Here is an 18,182-nt window from a genome sequence, read left to right as displayed (position 1 = left end):
TCGCCGATTGCGCTGAAAGGAGGGGCAGGCAGGGGCAAACCCCGACGCGTTTGTTTTTCACATACGCGAAAATTCCTTCATGGTTGTGAAAACTGCTTTTCGCGTGATCGAGATCGTCGAGCTCTTCGCCCGGGAGAAGCAGCCGCTGGCGCTGTCCGAAATGGCGCGCCTGCTCGAAATGCCCGTGTCCAGCTGCCTGGGCCTCATCCGTACGCTCGAAGAGCAGGGCTACATGTACGAAACCGGGCGGCGCCAGGGCTACTACCCCACCGGCCGGCTGCTCGCCATGGCGCAGATCATCGCGGCGCACGACCCGGTGCTCGACCGCGTGCGGCCCGCGCTCGAAGAGCTGCGCGACGGCGCGCGCGAAACCGTGCTGTTCGGCAAGTTCCGCGACCCGAGCACTGTCGTCTACCTGGAGGTGCTCAGTGCGCCTCAGAGCATTCGCTATTCCGCCGAGTCGGGCGAAACCCGCCCGGCCTATGCCAACTCGATGGGCCGCGCGCTGCTTTCCACGCTCGCGCCCGAGGCGCGCCGCAAGCTGCTCGAAGCCACCCGGCTGGTGCCGCTGACCGATGCCACGCTGACCACCGCCGAAGCCATCGAACAAGAGCTCGAACGCTCGCCCGCACGCGGCTGGTACGGCAACCTGGGCGAAAGCATTCCCGATCTGGTCGGCCTCGCATGGCCGCTGCGTATCGGAGGCGAGGCCTACGCCATTTCGGTGGCGGGCCCGCGCTACCGGCTGGAGCCCCGCATCGACGAGGTGGCCGCCATGCTGCGCTCCGCCTGCCTGGCCATCGAACACAAAGGCTGAAAGACCATGACCCTCCCACGCTACTTCGTCCGCGAAGCCGACATCGCCGGCTACCACCCGGCCAACCACACCGGCACGCTCAACAAGCGGCTCATCGGCCCTGAGACCGTGGGCGCGAAGCAGCTCGAGGTGCTGGTCGGCCACATCCAGAAGGGCAAGGGCGCGCTGCCCCATGCCCACCCCGGCATCGAGCAGGTCTGCTACATGCTCGAAGGGCGGGCCGTGGCCGAAGTGGGCGGCCAGCGGCAAGAGCTGCACCCCGGCGACAGCTGCTTTTTTCCGGCCGATGCGATGCACACCTTCACGGTGGTGAGCGACGAGCCGGTGCGCGTGCTGGTCATCTACAGCCCGCCGTACGAGGAATTGCCGGAGCGCGTGACCCGGCCCTGACCGACAACAACCCCGGAGACAGACAACATGCAGACGACGAAGAACGCGACAGAAACAGTCGCGGTGGCAAGCCGCCGCCGTTTCATTTCCATCGGTGCCGCCGCGGGCTTGGCCGGCGCGGCGCCGTGGGCTTTTGCGCAAGAGGGCTATCCGAAGCAGCCCATCAAGCTCATCGTGCCCTTTGCGGCCGGCAGCGGCACCGATGCGGTGGCGCGCATCACCGCGCAGATGCTGGGCGAGGCGCTGAAGACCTCGGTCATCGTCGACAACCGCGCAGGGGCCAACGGCGTGATCGCCGCCGAGTTCGTGGCCAAGGCGGCGCCCGACGGCTACACGCTCTTCATGACGACCAACACCACGCATTCGGCCAACCCGAGCCTGATGAAGTCGCTGCCCTACGACCCGGTGAAGGACTTCGCACCCGTGAGCCGCATGGGCAACCTGCCGTTCATGCTGGTGGTGAACAACGACCTGCCGGTGAAGAGCGTGGCCGAGCTGCTGGCCTGGGGGCGGGCCCATCCGGGCAAGCTCACTTATGCAAGCGGCAACAGCACCGGCATCGTGAGCGGCGCCACGCTGTCGCGCATGAGCGGCGTGCCGATGCTGCACGTTCCCTACAAGAGCACGCCGCCGGCCATTGCCGACCTGATCGGCGGGCAGGTGTCGATGATGGTGGTCGACCTGGCCGCGGGGCTCGCCACGGTGAAGGCCGGGAAGATGCGCGCGATTGCGGTCACCACGCAGGAGCGCACCAAGCTCTTTCCCGAACTGCCGCCGCTGGCCGATACGCCCGAGCTCAAGGGCTTCGACATCACCTCGTGGAACGGCGTGTTCGCGCCTGCAGGTACGCCGCGCGACGTTGTGCTGAAGCTCAACAAGGCGCTGTCGGAAATGGCGAACGGCGCGGTGTTTCGGGAACGCGTCGCGAAGCTGGGCTTCGATGCGTTCGGCAGCACGCCTGAAGAGTTGGGTGCATTCACTGTGGCGGAACTGGCCAAGTGGAAGAAGCTGATTCAGGCCGCGGGTATTCAACCGGAATGAGCGTGCTGTTGAATTTCTCCCTCCCCTCCCGGGGAGGGCAGGGGTGGGGGCACGCGGCGTATCCATCGGGCGCTCTGCCTGCCCCCATCCCAGCCTTCCCCCAGAGGGGAAGGAGCCAATACCAACACCAAGACATGAACACCACGGGACCTCTAGACGGCATCCGCATCCTCGACCTCACGGCCGTGGTGATGGGCCCGTACGCCACGCAGACGCTCGGCGACCTGGGCGCGGACATCATCAAGGTCGAGCCGCCCTCAGGCGACAACCTGCGCGCGGTCGGTCCGATGCGCAATGCCGGCATGGGCGCGATGGCGCTGCACCTCAACCGCAACAAGCGCTCGATCGTGCTCGACCTCAAGCAGCCCGAAGGCCGCGAGGCCTGCCTGCGGCTCGCGGCCGGCTGCGATGCCCTCATCTACAACACGCGGCCGCAGGCGATGGCGCGGCTCGGGCTCGGCTACGAAGCGGTGGCCGCGGTCAACCCGAAGATCGTCTACCTCGGTGCGTTCGGCTACGGCGAAGAAGGCCCGTATGCCGGCAAGCCCGCGTACGACGACTTGATTCAGGGCGCGGCCGGCGTTGCCTCGCTGTTCGCGCAGCAAAGCGGCGATGCGCCGCGCTACGCTCCGGTCACGCTGGCCGACCGCGCCGTGGGTTTGCAGGCGGCCATCGCCCTGCTGGCTGCCGTGCTGCATGCGCAGCGCACCGGCAAGGGCCAGGCGGTGGAAGTGCCGATGTTCGAGGCGCTCTCGCAGTTCGTGATGGGCGACCACCTTGGTGGCCACAGTTTCGAGCCGCCGCTCGGCCCCACCGGCTATGCGCGCCTGCTCGCGCCACACCGCAAGCCCTACGCCACGGCCGACGGCTACCTGAGCGTGCTGATCTACAACGATAAGCACTGGCAGGCCTTCTTCGACGTGATCGGCAGGCCCGAGCTGCGCGACTCGTCGATGTTCGGCACGCACACGGCGCGCGCCGCGAACATTGGTGCGGTCTACGCATTCGTGGCCGAGGTGATGGCTGCGCGTGGCAGCGATGAATGGATGGCGGTGCTCGAAGCCGCCGACATTCCGGTCGCGCGCCTGCACAGCACCGAGAGCCTGCTCGGCGACCCGCACCTGCGCGCGGTCGATTTCTTTCCCGAACTCGACCATCCGAGCGAAGGCCGCATCCGCACGCTGGCGCCGGTCGGCCGCTACAGCGCCACGCCCGCGGCCATTCGTCGGCCCGCACCTCGCATCGGCGAACAGAGCGTCGAGCTGCTGCGCGAGGCGGGCTATGCAAGCGAAGAGATCGACCGGATGCTCGCGCGCGGCGTCACGCTGCAGCCGGAACCCACGAAGGACAGCGAATGAACTTTTCCCTGAACGAAGACCAGCGCTCGCTGGTGGCGGCCATCGAGCGGCTGTGCGAAGACTTTCCCGCCGACTACTGGCGCGACCACGACGACCGCGCGGTGTTCCCGCACGAGTTCCACCGCGCCATGGCCGACAGCGGCTGGCTCGGCATCGCAATGCCCGAGGCGCAGGGCGGTGCGGGCCTGGGCATTACCGAGGCGGCGCTGATGATGCGCGCCATCAGCGCATCGGGCGCGGGCATGTCGGGTGCTTCTGCGGTGCACATGAACATCTTCGGGCTCAACCCGGTGGTGGTGTTCGGCAGCGAGGCGCAGCGCCAGCGCTTCCTGCCGCCGCTGATTGCCGGCACCGAGAAGGCCTGCTTTGCCGTGACCGAGCCCGACGCGGGGCTCGACACCACGAGCCTCAAGACGCAGGCGGTGCGCCAGCCCAACGGCAGCTATCTGCTGCACGGCCGCAAGATCTGGATATCGACCGCGCAGGTGGCCGACCGCATGCTGATCCTCACGCGTACCACGCCCGTCGACCAGGTGAAAAAGCCCACGCAGGGCCTTACGTTGTTCTACACGCCGCTGGACCGCGCCAAGGTCGAGGTGCGCGAGATCCACAAGCTCGGACGCGCGGCGGTGGACTCGAACATGCTCTTCATCGATGGGCTCCAGGTGCCCGAGGAAGATCGCATCGGCGAGGAGGGGCGAGGCTTCGAATACATCCTGCACGGGCTCAACCCGGAGCGCATCTTGATCGCGGCCGAAGCCATCGGCATCGGCCGTGCCGCGCTGCGCATCGCCTCGCAGTACGCGCAGGAGCGCATCGTGTTCGGCCGGCCCATCGGCCAGAACCAGGGCGTGGCGCATCCGCTTGCGCGCGCCTGGGCCAACCTCGAGGCGGCCGACCTGATGGTGTTCAAGGCCGCCACGCTGTACGACGCGGGCGAGCCTTGCGGCATCGAGGCCAACGCTGCCAAGTACCTCGCGGCCGAGGCGGCACACGACGCCTGCCAGAACGCGGTTCTCACGCTGGGCGGCATGGGCTATGCGAAGGAATACCATGTCGAACGGCTGCTGCGCGAGAGCTACATTCCGCGCATTGCGCCGGTCAGCCCGCAGATGATCTTGAACTTCATCGCGGAAAAAGCGCTCGGCCTGCCCAAGTCGTACTGATGTTGCCCATGCCATGAATCCATCCGCCGTCACCCGTCATCTCGTCGTCCGCGGCCTGGTGCAGGGCGTGGGCTATCGCTGGTCGATGGTGCAGGCCGCGCGGCGCCTGGGCGTGTGCGGCTGGGTGCGCAACCGCCGCGACGGCAGCGTGGAGGCGATGGCCTTCGGGCCGGCTGCGGCGGTCGATGCGCTCGTCGCCTGGGCCCGCAGCGGTCCGGACGGCGCACGCGTGGATGCGCTCGATGCGGTGGAGGCTCCCGCGCCCGCAGAGCCGCCAACGGATTTCGTGCAGCGCGAAACTGTGTGAACAGACGCGCTGGCGCGATCTGCAACGCCGCTGGCAGGCATTGCAACCCCAGGCGCAGGCGCGGCCGAGCACGCTGGACGCAGACGGCCGACAATCGGCGCACGCTTTTTCCTTTCTCCAGCGAACCCAGAGACACGCCATGAAACTCCCCGCCAAGGTCAAGATCGTCGACGTCGGTCCGCGCGACGGACTGCAGAACGAGAAGCAGCCGGTCTCGGCTGAAGTCAAGATCGGGCTGGTGCATCGCCTGCAGGACGCCGGCCTGAAGGAGATCGAGGTCACCAGCTTCGTGAGCCCCAAGTGGGTGCCGCAGATGGCCGACAACGCCGAGGTGATGCACGGCATCCAGCGCAAGCCCGGCGTGCGCTATTCGGTGCTCACGCCAAACATGAAAGGCTTCGAGGCCGCCATTGCCGCGCCGCGCGAAGAGTGGCCCGACGAGATCGTGGTGTTCGGCGCCGCGAGCGAGGCCTTCAGCCAGAAGAACATCAACTGCTCGATTGCCGAAAGCATCGAGCGCTTCGCGCCCGTGGTGGCCGCGGCTCGCGAGAAGGGCATCGACGTGCGCGGCGCCATGTCGTGCACGGTGGGCTGCCCATACGAAGGCGAGGTTGCACCCGAGCGCGTGAGCATGCTGGCCAAGCTGATGAAGGACATCGGCGTGCAGCGCGTGGACGTGGCCGACACCATCGGCGTGGGCACGCCGCGCAAGGTGCGGGCTGCCATCGAGGCCACGCTGGCGCACTTTGGCGTGGACCAGATATCGGGCCACTTCCACGACACCTACGGCCAGGCATTGGTCAACACGCTGGCGTCGCTGGAGCTGGGGGTCTGGAACTTCCAGTCATCCTCCGCCGGATTGGGCGGCTGTCCCTACGCCAAGGGTGCGACCGGCAACGTGGCGACCGAGGACGTGGTCTACATGCTGCACGGCATGGGCATCGAGACCGGCATCGACCTGGACAAGCTGATCGACGCGGGCGTGTACATCAGCGAGGCGCTGGGACGTGAGCCGAATTCGCGTGCGTCGAAAGCGATCCGTACCAAGAGGGCTGGTTGATGAGAGTAACGAAAGCGCGGAGGCAAACTGATGTGCGGTGCTGAACTTCATTCGCTGCCCGAGGGCGTGCAGCGCGTTTCGCGTGTGCTGCAGGACGCGGGTCACCCCCATTTGCCGCGCATGCTCGACGACGCCTGCCGCACCGCGCAGCAGGCTGCCGACGCGCTCGGCATCCTGGTCGGGCAGATCGCCAAGAGCATCATCTTCCGTCGCAAGAGCGACGACGCGGCGGTGCTGGTGATTACCTCGGGTGACAAGCGTGTTGATGAGAAGAAGGTCGACGCACTCATCGGCAAGACCGGCCGCGCCGACGCCGAGTTCGTGAAGGCGCGCACCGGCTTCACCATCGGCGGCGTGTCGCCAGTGGGGCATGTGACGAAGCCGGTGGTTCTGATCGACCGCGAACTGTTCCGCTTCGAGGAGATATGGGCGGCCGCGGGCCATCCGCACGCGGTGTTCCAGCTGCGTCCGCATGACCTCGAGAAGCTCACCGGCGCGCCGGTGGCGGACGTGGTGTGAACTTCGACGCCGCGGAACTGCTGGCCGAGCGCGCCACCGCCGTACAGAGCTCGGCCGGCGATGCGCCTTCGCCCTGCACCTCCGTCTGCCGCATGGACCGCCAGAGCGGCTTTTGCGAAGGCTGCCTGCGCACCATTCCCGAGATTGCGGCCTGGAGCAAGATGGACGATGCCGCGCGGCGCGGCGTGTGGCGTGCCATAGAGTTGCGGGCGCGCGCCGGCATCTGGCGCATCCCCGAGGCATCTGGAGACAAGCACGCATGAAGCACATCGACTTTTACCTGGACTTCATTTCGCCTTATGCGCACCTTGCCTTCGAGCACCTGCCAGAGGCGCTCGAAGGCCTGAGCTACAGCGTGGCCTACAAGCCCGTGCTGCTCGGCGCATTGCTCAAGCACCACGGCCAGCTCGGCCCCGCGGAGATTCCAGCCAAGCGCGCCTGGACCTACCGGCATGTGCTCTGGCTCGGCCATGCGAACGGCATCCACATCGAGATGCCCGCATCGCATCCGTACAACCCGCTGCCGCACCTGCGGCTTGCGGTCGCGACTTCGGACGACGGCAGCATCAGCCGCCTCGCGGCCGAGACGATCTTTCGCAACGTGTGGCGCGGCGGAGAAGAGGCCGGCGATACCGCGCGCCTGGCCGCGCTGGCTGCGCAGCTGCAGCCCAAGCGCGACATGAACAGCGACGAGAGCAAGGCCCTCCTCAAGCGCAACATCGACGAAGCGCTGCAGGCCGGCGTGTTCGGCACGCCCGCCTATGCGGTGGACGGCCGACTGTTCTGGGGCTTCGACGGGCTTGCGATGCTGCGTGCCTACTTGGCCGGCGACACGTGGTTCGACGGGCCGCAATGGGCCGGTGCCGACCAGCGTCCATCCATGCTGCGCAGCAGCAAAAACTGATTGGTGGTTTCCCGATTTCTTACAACCTGAAACGAGCCCTGCGGGTTTCACCTTAATCCGTAAGCGTCGGTTCAGTTTCGCGAAAGGCTCGGGTCAGTCGCGCCTCCAAGAATGCCTCACGGTCCCGAATGCCGGGGCTGAACGAACGCATACACAGGAGACGACGCAAATGGCAGCAACACTGGATTCGAGGGGGATGCCGCATCCGGCCCCCCGGCCCATGTCCGCGGAGGAAAAGAAGGTCATCTTCGCTTCCTCCCTTGGCACGGTGTTCGAGTGGTACGACTTCTACCTTTACGGTTCGCTGGCAGCGATCATCGCGAAGCAGTTCTTCAGCGGCCTCGATGCGGGCGCCGCCTTCATCTTTGCGCTGCTGGCATTTGCCGCGGGCTTCCTGGTGCGGCCGTTCGGCGCCATCGTGTTCGGCCGCCTGGGCGACATGATCGGACGCAAGTACACCTTCCTGGTCACCATCCTGATCATGGGCCTGTCGACCTTCATCGTCGGCCTGCTGCCCAGCTACGCAACCATCGGCGTTGCCGCGCCGGTCATCCTGATTGCGCTGCGCATGCTGCAGGGCCTTGCGCTCGGCGGTGAGTACGGCGGTGCCGCCACCTACGTGGCCGAGCACTCGCCGCACGGCAAGCGCGGCGCCTACACCTCGTGGATCCAGACCACTGCAACGCTCGGCCTGTTCCTGAGCCTGCTGGTCATCCTGGGTGTGCGCACCTGGCTCGGCGAACAGGCGTTCGGCGACTGGGGCTGGCGCATTCCCTTCCTGGTGTCGATCGCACTGCTCGGCATCTCGGTGTGGATTCGCCTGTCGCTGAGCGAGTCGCCCGCCTTCCAGAAGATGAAGGCCGAGGGCAAGACCTCGAAGGCGCCGCTGTCCGAATCGTTCGGCCAGTGGAAGAACCTCAAGATCGTGATCCTGGCGCTCATCGGCCTGACCGCCGGCCAGGCCGTGGTCTGGTACACGGGCCAGTTCTACGCGCTGTTCTTCCTCACGCAGCAACTGAAGGTCGACGGCACCACCGCCAACCTGATGATCGCCGCCTCGCTGCTGCTGGGCACGCCGTTCTTCGTGGTGTTCGGCACGCTGTCCGACAAGATCGGCCGCAAGCCGATCATCATGGCGGGCTGCCTGCTGGCCGTGGTGACCTACTTCCCGGTCTTCAAGATGATCACGGAATATGCCAACCCCGACCTGGCCCGCGCGCAAGCGACCGCCGGCGTCACGGTGACGGCCGATCCGAAGTCGTGCTCGTTCCAGGGCAACCCGGTGGCACGCGAGATCGACTTCAGGAGCTCTTGCGACATTGCCAAGCGCTACCTGGTGCAGAACTCGGTGAGCTATGACAACGTCGAAGGCGCCCCGGGCTCCAAGGCCATCGTCAAGATCGGCAGCAAGACCATCGAAGCGCCGGTCGGCAACGTGGTCAACCTGAAGTTCGACGAATCGTCCGCCAAGGAAATCGCAGCCTTCAAGAAGGCCGTGGCCGACGACCTGAAGGTGGCGGGCTATCCGGCCAAGGCCGACCCCGCCAAGATGAACAAGCTGATGGTCGTGGCACTGCTGTTCTGGCTGGTGCTGCTGGTGACCATGGTGTACGGCCCCATTGCCGCCATGCTGGTCGAGCTGTTCCCCACGCGCATCCGCTACACCTCGATGAGCCTGCCGTACCACATCGGCAACGGCTGGTTCGGCGGCCTGCTGCCGACCACCGCCTTCGCGATCGTGGCGACCACCGGCAACATGTACAACGGCCTCTGGTACCCGATCATCATTGCGGCAATGACGCTGGTGGTGGGCATGCTCTTCATCCGCGAGACGAAGGACGTGGACATCTACGCGAACGACTGACGCGAGGCATGTTCGACAGGAGGGCGCAAGCCGGCCCTCCGTTCAACAAAGGGGCTTCATGCCGTCGGCATGAGGCCTTTTTCTTGAACCCATTGAACCCCATCAGGAGATTGAACCCATGTGGAAACTCGTTGTCGGCTTCGTCATCTTTGCCGCTGTTGCCCTTTACGTGATTTCGAAGGGCGGTGACAAGATCGACATGTCCGGCGAGAAGCACGGCGGCGATGTGACGCACGAGCCGGCGCCCGCCACCCCGGCGGCCCCCGCAGCGCCTGCTGCGCCCGCCAAGTAAGCCGCTACCGCTTGAAGCGGCCTTCGCTGACGATCGACAGGTCGACGTAGTCGATGCCTGTGTGGTCCTGCGGCGAGTAGCTCACGTCGAGCTTGCCGCCCACGTCGTAGCGAAAGCGGTTGAGCGTGGCGATCAGCCGGGCGCGGGTCGGCCTCGGGCCGGTGCGGCGCAGGGCTTCCACCAGCACCTTGGTGGCCACAAAGCCTTCGAGGAATGCCGGCGACAGCTCGGTCTGGCCCCGGGCCTGCGCGAGCGCCATCGCTTCCTTGACCAGCGGATGGCCGAGCGCGCGCTCGTAGGGCAGCACCTGCGTCACGATCACGCCGGTGCTGACGGAGCCAAGCTCCTTGATGAAGCCTGACGCCGCGTTGTTCGACAGCGTGATGATCTGCGCCGCCGAGCCCGCGGCGCGCAGCGCCTTCACGCCATCGGTCACCGCGGTGCCGGAGCCTATCCACAGCACCGCCTGCGCGTTGGCCTTGATGAGCTGCGGCACGATCGCCGCGTAGTCTGGCTTGCTGCGGTCGGCCAGCGCGAGCACCGCCGGCGCCAGACCGGCCCGCTCGAAGCCCCGGCTCGCGCCTTCCATCGCGTCCCTGCCGAATGCATCGTCGGCCTGCACCACCGCAATGCGCTGGATGCCCGTGGTGTACAGGTGCTGCACCGCCGTTTCGGCCTCGCGCTGGTAGGTCGAGCGCACGTTGAATACGTTTTTCTGCAGCGGCTTGTGCAGCGCCATGGCACCGGTCGAAGGGCCGACCAGCGCCACGCCGTGTTGATCGAGCAGGGGAATGACGGCAAGGGTGTTGGGCGTGCCCCGGTTGAGCAGCAGCGCCAGCACCTTCTTGTCCTCGATGAGGATGCGGGTGTTCTCGACCGAGCGCTTGGGGTCCAGGCCGTCGTCCAGCCGGATCACCTCGATCTGCTGGCCATGCACACCGCCTTGGGCGTTCACATGGTCGATGACCAGCTGCGAGCCCATGATCGTTTCCTTCACGCCCACCGCCGCCGGACCCGACAGGTCGGCCGACTGGCCGATGACGATCTGCGCCGATGCGCCGGAGACCGCCATGGCCAAGGCCACGCCCAAGAAGAGCGCGGCGGCGCGGAACCTGTACATCTTCATCGAACGAGCCTTTACGCGAAGCGGATGCTTCCGTCGGAAGATGCGCAAATGTGTTGCAGCGAGTGGCGTTCACTCGCTCGTGGAAACCCTGTCAAACCATAGTTTCCTATGGAACGGACAGGGAGCCCCGCAACAACGTGGCTCGCGCGGGCGCGGTTTACCGCTTGAAGCGGCCGTCGCTGATGATGGCCAGGTCGGCGAAGTCGATGCCCGAATGGTCCTGCGGCGAATAGCTCACTTCCAGGCCGCCGAGGTCATAGGCGCGCAGCGTTTCAAGCGCCGCGAGCACCTTGGCGCGCGTGGGCTTGGGCCCGGCGCGGCGCAGCGCCTCCACCAGCACCTTGGCCGAGGCAAAGCCCTCGAGCGCCGCGGGTGAGAGTTCGGTCTGGCCCTTGGCCTGTGCAAGCGCCATGGCTTCCTTCACCATTGGGTAGCTGATGGAACGTTCGCTCGGGAACACCTGGGTCACGATCACGCCTTTGCTCGCATCGCCCAACTGCTTGATGAAGCCCGACGAGGCGTTGTTCGACAAGGTGACCACCTGCGCGAAGGAGCCCCCCGCGCGCAGCGCCTTGATGCCTTCGACCACCGCCACGCCCGAGCCGATCCAGAGCACCGCCTGCGCATTGGCGTCCTTGATGGCCGGCACGATGGACTTGTAGTCGGGCTTCTCGCGGTCGGCCGGCACGGTAACGATGGGCTTGGCCTGGGCCTTGGCAAAGCCGGTCATTGCGCCTTCGAGCGCGTCCTGGCCGAAGGAATCGGTCACGTAGACCACCGCAATGCGCGCGATGCCGGTGGTGAGCAGGTGCTGGATCGCCTTTTCCGCTTCGCGCTGGTAGGTGGCGCGCACGTTGAACACGTGCTTGAGAACCGGCTTGTGCAGCGCCATGGCGCCGGTGGAAGGCGCGATGAGCGGCACGCCATGCTTGTCGAGCCAGGGCACGATGGCCTGCGAATGCGGAGTGCCTCGGCTCAGGAACAGCGCCAGCACCTTCTTGTCTTCGATCAGCACGCGGGCGTTTTCGCTGGCGCGCTTCACGTCGAAGGCGTCGTCCATGCGGAGGATCTCGATCTTCTCGCCGTGAATGCCGCCCTGGGCATTGGCGGCATCGATCACCAGCTGGGCACCGCCCAGGGCTTCGTTCACGCTGGCGGCCACCGAGCCGGTCACGCCGGTCGTCTGGCCGATCAGGATCTGGGCCGAAGCGGCCGTAGCGGCCATCGTCAGGAGGGCGGCGCAAAGCGCGTGCAGCGTCTTCATGGGTGGTCGTCCGGAGGTGTTCGAGTAAACGTAAACAAAATCGTCTATTTGTTACTCAAAGTGTCTTCGACTGAATCCGTATAAACCCCTGCACGGGCACAGTCCATGTGACGGAGTGCACAAATTCGTCACCAGCCACTCCCTAGAATGTTTGCCCCACCCCCCAAGGCACTCATGACACAGGGCTCCATCCGGATTCGCGGCGCGCGCCAGCACAACCTCCAGAACCTCGACCTCGACATCCGCACAGGCGAGATGACCGTGGTCACCGGGCCCAGCGGCTCGGGCAAATCGAGCCTCGTGTTCGACACCCTCTATGCCGAAGGCCAGCGGCGCTATGTGGAGACCTTCTCCGCCTATGCGCGCCAGTTCCTGGACCGCATGGACAAGCCGGCCGTCGACAAAGTGGAGGGCGTGCCGCCCGCCATTGCCATCGACCAGACCAACCCGGTGCGCTCCTCGCGCTCCACGGTCGGCACGATGACCGAGCTGAACGACCACCTGAAGCTGCTCTACGCGCGCGCGGCCCAGCTGTTCGACCGCGAAACCGCGTTGCCTGTGCGCCACGATTCGCCGGACAGCATCTATGCGCAGATTGCCGAGCGCGCGGCTGCGGCGGGCGATCCACGCCTTGTGGTCACCTTCCCGGTCGAACTGCCCGCGGGCACTTCGGCGGAAGAAGTCACGCAGTGGCTGTCGGCCAGCGGCTTCACGCGGGTGCAGGCGGAGCGCGAGGTGGCCACGCCCACCGGGCCGCGCAAGATGCTCGACGTGGTGGCCGACCGCTTCCGCATTTCGAGCGCCGAGCGGTCGCGCGTGGTCGAAGCCATTGAAGTGGCGCTCAAGCGCGGCAGCGGGCGCGTCACCGTGCATGCCACGGGCGCGGATGAGAACGCGCCGACGGACGTGTGGAAGTTCTCGACCGGCCTGCACTGCCCCGAGAGCGACATCCGCTACACCGACCCGATCCCGTCGATGTTCTCGTTCAACTCGGCCGTGGGCGCCTGCGACACCTGCCGCGGCTTCGGCCGCGTGATCGGGGTCGACCTCGGCCTGGTGATTCCGAACGACAAGCTCACGCTGCGGGCCGGTGCGATCAAGACCATTCAGACGCCGGCCTGGAAAGAAGCGCAGGACGACCTCATGCGGCACGCCGAGGCGGCCGGCATTCCGCGCGACACGCCCTGGAACAAGCTCACCGACGAGCAGAAGCACTGGGTGATCGAGGGCACGCCCAATTACAAGGAGGGCAACTGGAACAAGCAGTGGTACGGCGTGCGCCGCTTCTTCGGCTACCTGGAGAGCAAGGCTTACAAGATGCACATCCGCGTGCTCTTGTCGAAGTACCGCAGCTACACGCCGTGCCCCGTGTGCAGCGGCGCGCGGCTCAAGCTGGACAGCCTGCTGTGGCGCATCGGCAGCAAGGAAGACGCCGATGCCGTGCTGGAGCCCGCCAAGCGCTTCATGCCGACCGGCGCCAAGTGGACCCGCGCGCAGCTGGAAGCGCTGCCGGGGCTGTGCCTGCATGACCTGATGCTGTTGCCGATCGAGCGGCTGCGCAAGTTTTTCGACCGCATGGGTTTGGCTCCCTCCCCGCTGGGGGAGGGCTGGGGTGGGGGCACGCGGCCTCTGCAAAAGTTGTGGCGGTGGTGGAGGCCGGGAGCCCCCATCCCCACCTTCCCCAGCGGGGAAGGAGCAAGACAGGGCGAAGCCCAGGCCCTCAAGCTCCTCCATGAAGAAATCACCACCCGCCTGCGCTACCTGCACGACGTGGGCATCGGCTACCTCACGCTCGACCGCCAGAGCCGCACGCTCTCGGGTGGCGAGGTGCAGCGCATCAATTTAACGACGGCGCTCGGCACCTCGCTTGTCAACACGCTGTTCGTGCTCGACGAGCCCAGCATCGGCCTGCATCCGCGCGACATGAACCGCATCACCGAGGCCATGCTGCGCCTGCGCGATGCAGGCAACACGCTGGTGGTGGTCGAGCATGACCCGGCCGTGATGCTCGCGGCCGACCGCGTGATCGACATGGGCCCCGGCCCCGGCATTCGCGGCGGGCAGATCGTGTTCGACGGCACCACCGACCAGTTGCGCGACGCCGACACGCTCACTGGCCAGTACCTGGGCGGGCGCAAGAAAATCGGCATGGGCTTCAAGCGGCTCGTGAGCGAGAACACGCACCGGCTCATTCTCGAAGGTGCGCGAGAGCACAACCTGCAGAACGTGACGGTCGAGTTTCCGCTCGCGCGCCTGGTGTGCGTGACCGGCGTCAGCGGCTCGGGCAAGTCGACGCTGATCCAGGACGTGCTGGCACCCGCGCTCATGCGCCACTTCGGCAAGGCCACCGAAACGCCGGGTGCGCACGACCGCCTGCTGGGCGCCGATCACCTGGGCGACGTGGTCTTTGTCGACCAGTCGCCCATCGGCAAGACGGCGCGCTCCAACCCGGCGAGCTACGTGGGCGCGTGGGACGCGATTCGCGAGATCTTCGCCACCGCTGCGCTCTCGCGCCAGCGCGGCTACACCGCGAGCAAGTTCAGCTTCAACTCCGGCGACGGCCGCTGCCCGACCTGCGGCGGCTCGGGCTTTGAGCACGTCGAGATGCAGTTCTTGTCGGACGTGTACCTGCGCTGCCCTGATTGCGACGGCAAGCGCTACCGCCCCGAAATTCTGGAAGTGAAGGTCGAGCGCAAAGGCAAGAGCTACAACGTGGCCGACGTGCTCGAGCTGACCGTGGCCGAAGCGGCCGCCGTATTTGAAGCCGACCGCGACGTGCTGCGGGTGCTGCAGCCCATTTCAGACGTGGGGCTCGACTACGTGAAGCTCGGCCAGCCGGTGCCCACGCTGAGTGGCGGCGAGGCGCAGCGCCTGAAGCTCGCGGGGTTTCTTGCGGAAGCGGCAAAGAACGGCACGGCCAGCAAGCAATCGGTCGCGCGCAAGGGCACGCTGTTTCTGTTCGACGAGCCGACCACCGGCCTGCACTTCGACGACATTGCGCGCCTGATGCGCGCGCTGCGCAAGCTGCTCGACGCGGGCCATTCGCTGATCGTGATCGAGCACAACCTCGACGTGATCCGCGCAAGCGACTGGTGCATCGACCTTGGCCCCGAAGGCGGCGAGGGCGGCGGCCAGGTGGTGGCCGAGGGCACGCCCGAGCAGCTGCGCGAGAACCGCGCTTCGCTGACCGGCGCGGCGCTGGCCGACTACGAGCTGGCCATTGGCCCCGAGGCCTACAAGGTGGCCGAGCGCGCCGCGCGGCGCTATGTGGCCAACGCCAAGACGGCGCCGGGCGGCAAGGCGATCGAGATCGTCAACGCGCGCGAGCACAACCTGAAGAACCTCAGCGTCAATATTCCGCGCGGCAAATTCAGCGTGGTGACGGGCGTCAGCGGATCGGGCAAGTCGACGCTGGCCTTCGACATCTTGTTCAACGAAGGGCAGCGGCGATATCTCGAATCGCTCAACGCCTATGCGCGCAGCATCGTGCAGCCCGCGGGCCGGCCCGAAGTGGATGCGGTGTACGGCATTCCGCCGACGGTGGCCATCGAGCAGCGCCTGTCGCGCGGCGGCCGCAAGAGCACGGTGGGTACCACCACCGAGGTGTGGCACTTCTTGCGCCTGCTGTACGTCAAGCTGGGCATCCAGCATTGCACGCACGACGGCGCGGCCGTGCAGCCGCAGACGCCCGACAGCATTGCGGCGCAGCTGATGCGCAACTTCAAGGGCCAGCACATCGGCCTGCTGGCGCCGCTGGTGAGCAACCGCAAGGGCGTGTACACCGAGCTCGCCGACTGGGCGCGGCCGCGCGGCTTTACGCACCTGCGCGTGGACGGGGAGTTTCTTCCGACCACGGGCTTTCCGCGCATCGACCGCTTCAAGGAGCACAGCATCGAACTGCCGGTGGCCAGCCTCGACGTGCTGCCATCGAAGGAGAACGAACTGCGCGAGGCGCTCACCAAGGCGCTGGAACACGGCAAGGGCGTGGTGCACGTGCTGAGCCAGCTCGACGGCCTGAAGGCCGCGATGATGGCCGGCGTGTCGGCACACGGCATCGGTCGCGTGAATGTGTTCTCCACATTGCGCGCCTGCCCGGTCTGCAGCACCAGCTATGCCGAGCTCGACCCGCGGCTGTTCAGCTACAACAGCAAGCACGGCTGGTGCCCCGATTGCGTGGGCACCGGCGTCAAGCTCAGCAAGGACCAGCGCAAGGTCTTCGACGACTCGATTCGCGACGACGACAACAAGGGCCGCGAGCAGACCTTTGCAGAGCCCGAGGTGGAAGACCTGGCCGACACCGCCTGCCCGACCTGCGAAGGCACGCGGCTCAATGCCACGGCGCGCGCGGTGAGCTTCGGTGCATCGCTGGCGGACGGCATGGGCGGCATCGGCATTACCGAACTCGCGCGCATGAGCGTGACCGAGGTGCGGCAATGGTTCGAAGGCCTGGCTCTGACGGGCCGCGAAGCCGAGATTGCGCGCGACCTGGTCCCCGAGATCAAGAGCCGCCTCGAGTTTCTCGAAGAGGTGGGCCTGGGCTACCTCACGCTCGACCGCGGCGCGCCGACATTGAGCGGCGGCGAAGCCCAGCGCATCCGGCTCGCAGCGCAACTCGGCAGCAATCTGCAGGGCGTGTGCTACGTGCTCGACGAGCCGACCATCGGCCTGCATGCGCGCGACAACCAGATCTTGCTCGACGCGCTGCACAAGCTCGGCGACAAGGGCAACACGCTGGTGGTGGTGGAGCACGACGAAGACACCATCCGCCGCGCCGACCACATCATCGACATCGGCCCCAGCGCCGGCAAGCGGGGCGGCCGCCTCGTGGCCGAAGGCTCGGTGGCCGACATCCAGTCGGCGGGCGATTCGCAAACCGGCCGCTACCTGCGCGATGCCATCAAGCATCCGCTGCAGGCGCGCCGGCTCATTCCCTCGCCGGACCCGAAGGCGGAAGACAGCGGCAACTGGCTCACGGTGCACGGCGCCGACCTGCACAACCTGCAGGACGTGACCGCCACGCTGCCGCTGCACCGCCTGGTGGTGGTCACCGGCGTGAGCGGCTCGGGCAAGTCGACGCTTGCGCGCGACGTGCTGCTGGCCAGCGTGCAGGCCGTCGTGATTCAGCGCATGACCAAGGCCGGCCGCGACGCCGATGCCGCGGGCAAGCGCCCGGCGTGGTCCGGCTGCGATCGCGTCGAGGGCTACGAAACCATCGACCGCGTGCTCGAGGTCGACCAGACCCCTATCGGCAAGACGCCGCGCAGCTGCCCGGCCACCTACATCGGCTTCTGGGACACCATCCGCAAGCTGTTTGCCGACACGCTCGAAGCCAAGGCGCGCGGCTACGGCCCGGCGCGCTTCAGCTTCAACACCGGCGAAGGTCGCTGCCCCGGCTGCGACGGCGCGGGCGTGCGCACCATCGAGATGAGCTTTCTGCCTGACGTGAAAGTGCCGTGCGAGGTGTGCCACGGTGCGCGCTTCAACCCCGAGACGCTGGCCGTGAGCTGGCGCGGCAAGAGCATCGGCGACGTGCTGCAGATGGAGGTGGACGAGGCGGTGGAGTTCTTCGCGGCCATGCCCAACATCAGCCATCCGCTGCAATTGCTGAAGGACGTCGGCCTGGGCTATCTCACGCTCGGGCAGCCTTCGCCCACGCTCTCGGGCGGCGAGGCGCAGCGCATCAAGCTGGTGACCGAGCTCAGCAAGGTGCGCGACGACATCACGCGCCGCGGGCAGAAGGCGCCGCATACGCTCTACGTGCTCGACGAGCCGACCGTAGGCCTGCACATGGCCGACGTCGAGAAGCTGATCCACGTGCTGCACCGGCTGGTGAACGGCGGCCACAGCGTGGTGGTGATCGAGCACGATCTCGACCTGATTGCCGAGGCCGACTGGATCATCGACCTGGGGCCGGAAGGCGGCAACGCCGGCGGTCGCATCGTCGCGGCGGCGCCGCCGGAAGAGGTGGTGCGGCTGGGTACCCACACGGGCGTGGCCCTGGCGCCGGTATTGACGAGATAGGCAACACCGCGGACCGGCAAACGCCGGTCCCGCGGTGTTCTGCGCCGGGGCTC

General features: G+C 66.8%; 15 protein-coding genes. 13 read left to right on the top strand and 2 right to left on the bottom strand.

The window, feature by feature from the left end; genetic code table 11:
• The first annotated feature begins 79 nt into the window (after window positions 1-79).
• The 12 genes from M0765_RS05610 to M0765_RS05555 all read left to right on the top strand — a co-directional run bounded on the left by M0765_RS05610 (window position 80) and on the right by M0765_RS05555 (window position 9,718).
• On the top strand, window positions 80-817 hold the full coding sequence (locus M0765_RS05610) for an IclR family transcriptional regulator (RefSeq protein WP_258502481.1): 738 nt from the start codon (window positions 80-82) through the stop codon (window positions 815-817).
• Between the two features lie 6 nt (window positions 818-823).
• Window positions 824-1,207, top strand: a complete 384-nt coding sequence (locus tag M0765_RS05605) for a cupin domain-containing protein (RefSeq protein ID WP_258502480.1) — start codon at window positions 824-826, stop codon at window positions 1,205-1,207.
• 27 nt (window positions 1,208-1,234) lie between these two features.
• On the top strand, window positions 1,235-2,248 hold the full coding sequence (locus M0765_RS05600) for a Bug family tripartite tricarboxylate transporter substrate binding protein (protein ID WP_258502478.1): 1,014 nt from the start codon (window positions 1,235-1,237) through the stop codon (window positions 2,246-2,248).
• A 134-nt stretch (window positions 2,249-2,382) separates the two neighbouring features.
• Window positions 2,383-3,606, top strand: coding sequence for a CaiB/BaiF CoA transferase family protein (locus tag M0765_RS05595; protein ID WP_258502477.1), 1,224 nt, complete (start codon window positions 2,383-2,385; stop codon window positions 3,604-3,606).
• Entirely contained in the window at window positions 3,603-4,772 is a 1,170-nt protein-coding gene (locus M0765_RS05590; protein WP_258502476.1) for an acyl-CoA dehydrogenase family protein, read from the top strand. The genes M0765_RS05595 and M0765_RS05590 overlap by 4 nt, the downstream gene beginning before the upstream one ends.
• Window positions 4,773-4,785: 13 nt before the next feature.
• Complete coding sequence (locus M0765_RS05585; RefSeq protein ID WP_258502475.1) at window positions 4,786-5,079, top strand: acylphosphatase; 294 nt, start codon at window positions 4,786-4,788, stop codon at window positions 5,077-5,079.
• 139 nt (window positions 5,080-5,218) lie between these two features.
• On the top strand, window positions 5,219-6,139 hold the full coding sequence (locus M0765_RS05580; protein ID WP_258502474.1) for a hydroxymethylglutaryl-CoA lyase: 921 nt from the start codon (window positions 5,219-5,221) through the stop codon (window positions 6,137-6,139).
• A gap of 30 nt (window positions 6,140-6,169) precedes the next feature.
• Window positions 6,170-6,658 carry a YbaK/EbsC family protein gene (locus tag M0765_RS05575; RefSeq protein WP_258502472.1) on the top strand — a complete coding sequence of 163 codons (489 nt, stop codon included), beginning with the start codon at window positions 6,170-6,172 and terminating at the stop codon, window positions 6,656-6,658.
• Window positions 6,655-6,921, top strand: coding sequence for a DUF1289 domain-containing protein (locus tag M0765_RS05570; RefSeq protein ID WP_258502471.1), 267 nt, complete (start codon window positions 6,655-6,657; stop codon window positions 6,919-6,921). The genes M0765_RS05575 and M0765_RS05570 overlap by 4 nt, the downstream gene beginning before the upstream one ends.
• Entirely contained in the window at window positions 6,918-7,562 is a 645-nt protein-coding gene (locus tag M0765_RS05565) for a 2-hydroxychromene-2-carboxylate isomerase (RefSeq protein WP_258502470.1), read from the top strand. The genes M0765_RS05570 and M0765_RS05565 overlap by 4 nt, the downstream gene beginning before the upstream one ends.
• A gap of 169 nt (window positions 7,563-7,731) precedes the next feature.
• The gene (locus M0765_RS05560) at window positions 7,732-9,426 is read left to right on the top strand and encodes an MFS transporter (RefSeq protein ID WP_258502469.1); all 1,695 of its coding nucleotides are present in this window, start codon (window positions 7,732-7,734) and stop codon (window positions 9,424-9,426) included.
• 118 nt (window positions 9,427-9,544) lie between these two features.
• Window positions 9,545-9,718 carry a hypothetical protein gene (locus M0765_RS05555; protein WP_165442116.1) on the top strand — a complete coding sequence of 58 codons (174 nt, stop codon included), beginning with the start codon at window positions 9,545-9,547 and terminating at the stop codon, window positions 9,716-9,718.
• 4 nt (window positions 9,719-9,722) lie between these two features.
• Here the strand turns inward: M0765_RS05555 and M0765_RS05550 are convergent, their stop codons facing one another.
• Both M0765_RS05550 and M0765_RS05545 read right to left on the bottom strand, forming a co-directional pair.
• Entirely contained in the window at window positions 9,723-10,844 is a 1,122-nt protein-coding gene (locus tag M0765_RS05550; protein ID WP_258502467.1) for an ABC transporter substrate-binding protein, read from the bottom strand.
• Between the two features lie 157 nt (window positions 10,845-11,001).
• A complete protein-coding gene (locus M0765_RS05545; RefSeq protein WP_258502466.1) occupies window positions 11,002-12,108 on the bottom strand; it encodes an ABC transporter substrate-binding protein in 1,107 nt (368 codons plus the stop codon).
• Between the two features lie 174 nt (window positions 12,109-12,282).
• Here M0765_RS05545 and uvrA point away from each other — a divergent pair, with 174 nt between their 5' ends.
• Window positions 12,283-18,129, top strand: a complete 5,847-nt coding sequence (uvrA, locus tag M0765_RS05540; protein WP_258502464.1) for an excinuclease ABC subunit UvrA — start codon at window positions 12,283-12,285, stop codon at window positions 18,127-18,129.
• Window positions 18,130-18,182 lie beyond the last annotated feature (53 nt).

This window comes from Variovorax sp. S12S4 (genome assembly GCF_023195515.1).
Taxonomy (GTDB): Bacteria; Pseudomonadota; Gammaproteobacteria; order Burkholderiales; family Burkholderiaceae_C; genus Variovorax.
Note: the sequence above shows the minus strand (reverse complement) of the source record. Positions and strands in the feature narration are given on the sequence as shown.

Bases quoted from the DNA above. Each gene is read 5' to 3' on its own strand.
- uvrA (WP_258502464.1), top strand. From the start codon at position 12,283: ATGACACAGGGCTCCATCCGGATTCGCGGCGCGCGCCAGCACAACCTC.
- M0765_RS05545 (WP_258502466.1), bottom strand. From the start codon at position 12,108: ATGAAGACGCTGCACGCGCTTTGCGCCGCCCTCCTGACGATGGCCGCT.
- M0765_RS05580 (WP_258502474.1), top strand. From the start codon at position 5,219: ATGAAACTCCCCGCCAAGGTCAAGATCGTCGACGTCGGTCCGCGCGAC.
- M0765_RS05555 (WP_165442116.1), top strand. From the start codon at position 9,545: ATGTGGAAACTCGTTGTCGGCTTCGTCATCTTTGCCGCTGTTGCCCTT.
- M0765_RS05565 (WP_258502470.1), top strand. From the start codon at position 6,918: ATGAAGCACATCGACTTTTACCTGGACTTCATTTCGCCTTATGCGCAC.
- M0765_RS05600 (WP_258502478.1), top strand. From the start codon at position 1,235: ATGCAGACGACGAAGAACGCGACAGAAACAGTCGCGGTGGCAAGCCGC.
- M0765_RS05595 (WP_258502477.1), top strand. From the start codon at position 2,383: ATGAACACCACGGGACCTCTAGACGGCATCCGCATCCTCGACCTCACG.
- M0765_RS05590 (WP_258502476.1), top strand. From the start codon at position 3,603: ATGAACTTTTCCCTGAACGAAGACCAGCGCTCGCTGGTGGCGGCCATC.
- M0765_RS05550 (WP_258502467.1), bottom strand. From the start codon at position 10,844: ATGAAGATGTACAGGTTCCGCGCCGCCGCGCTCTTCTTGGGCGTGGCC.
- M0765_RS05575 (WP_258502472.1), top strand. From the start codon at position 6,170: ATGTGCGGTGCTGAACTTCATTCGCTGCCCGAGGGCGTGCAGCGCGTT.
- M0765_RS05605 (WP_258502480.1), top strand. From the start codon at position 824: ATGACCCTCCCACGCTACTTCGTCCGCGAAGCCGACATCGCCGGCTAC.
- M0765_RS05610 (WP_258502481.1), top strand. From the start codon at position 80: ATGGTTGTGAAAACTGCTTTTCGCGTGATCGAGATCGTCGAGCTCTTC.
- M0765_RS05585 (WP_258502475.1), top strand. From the start codon at position 4,786: ATGAATCCATCCGCCGTCACCCGTCATCTCGTCGTCCGCGGCCTGGTG.
- M0765_RS05560 (WP_258502469.1), top strand. From the start codon at position 7,732: ATGGCAGCAACACTGGATTCGAGGGGGATGCCGCATCCGGCCCCCCGG.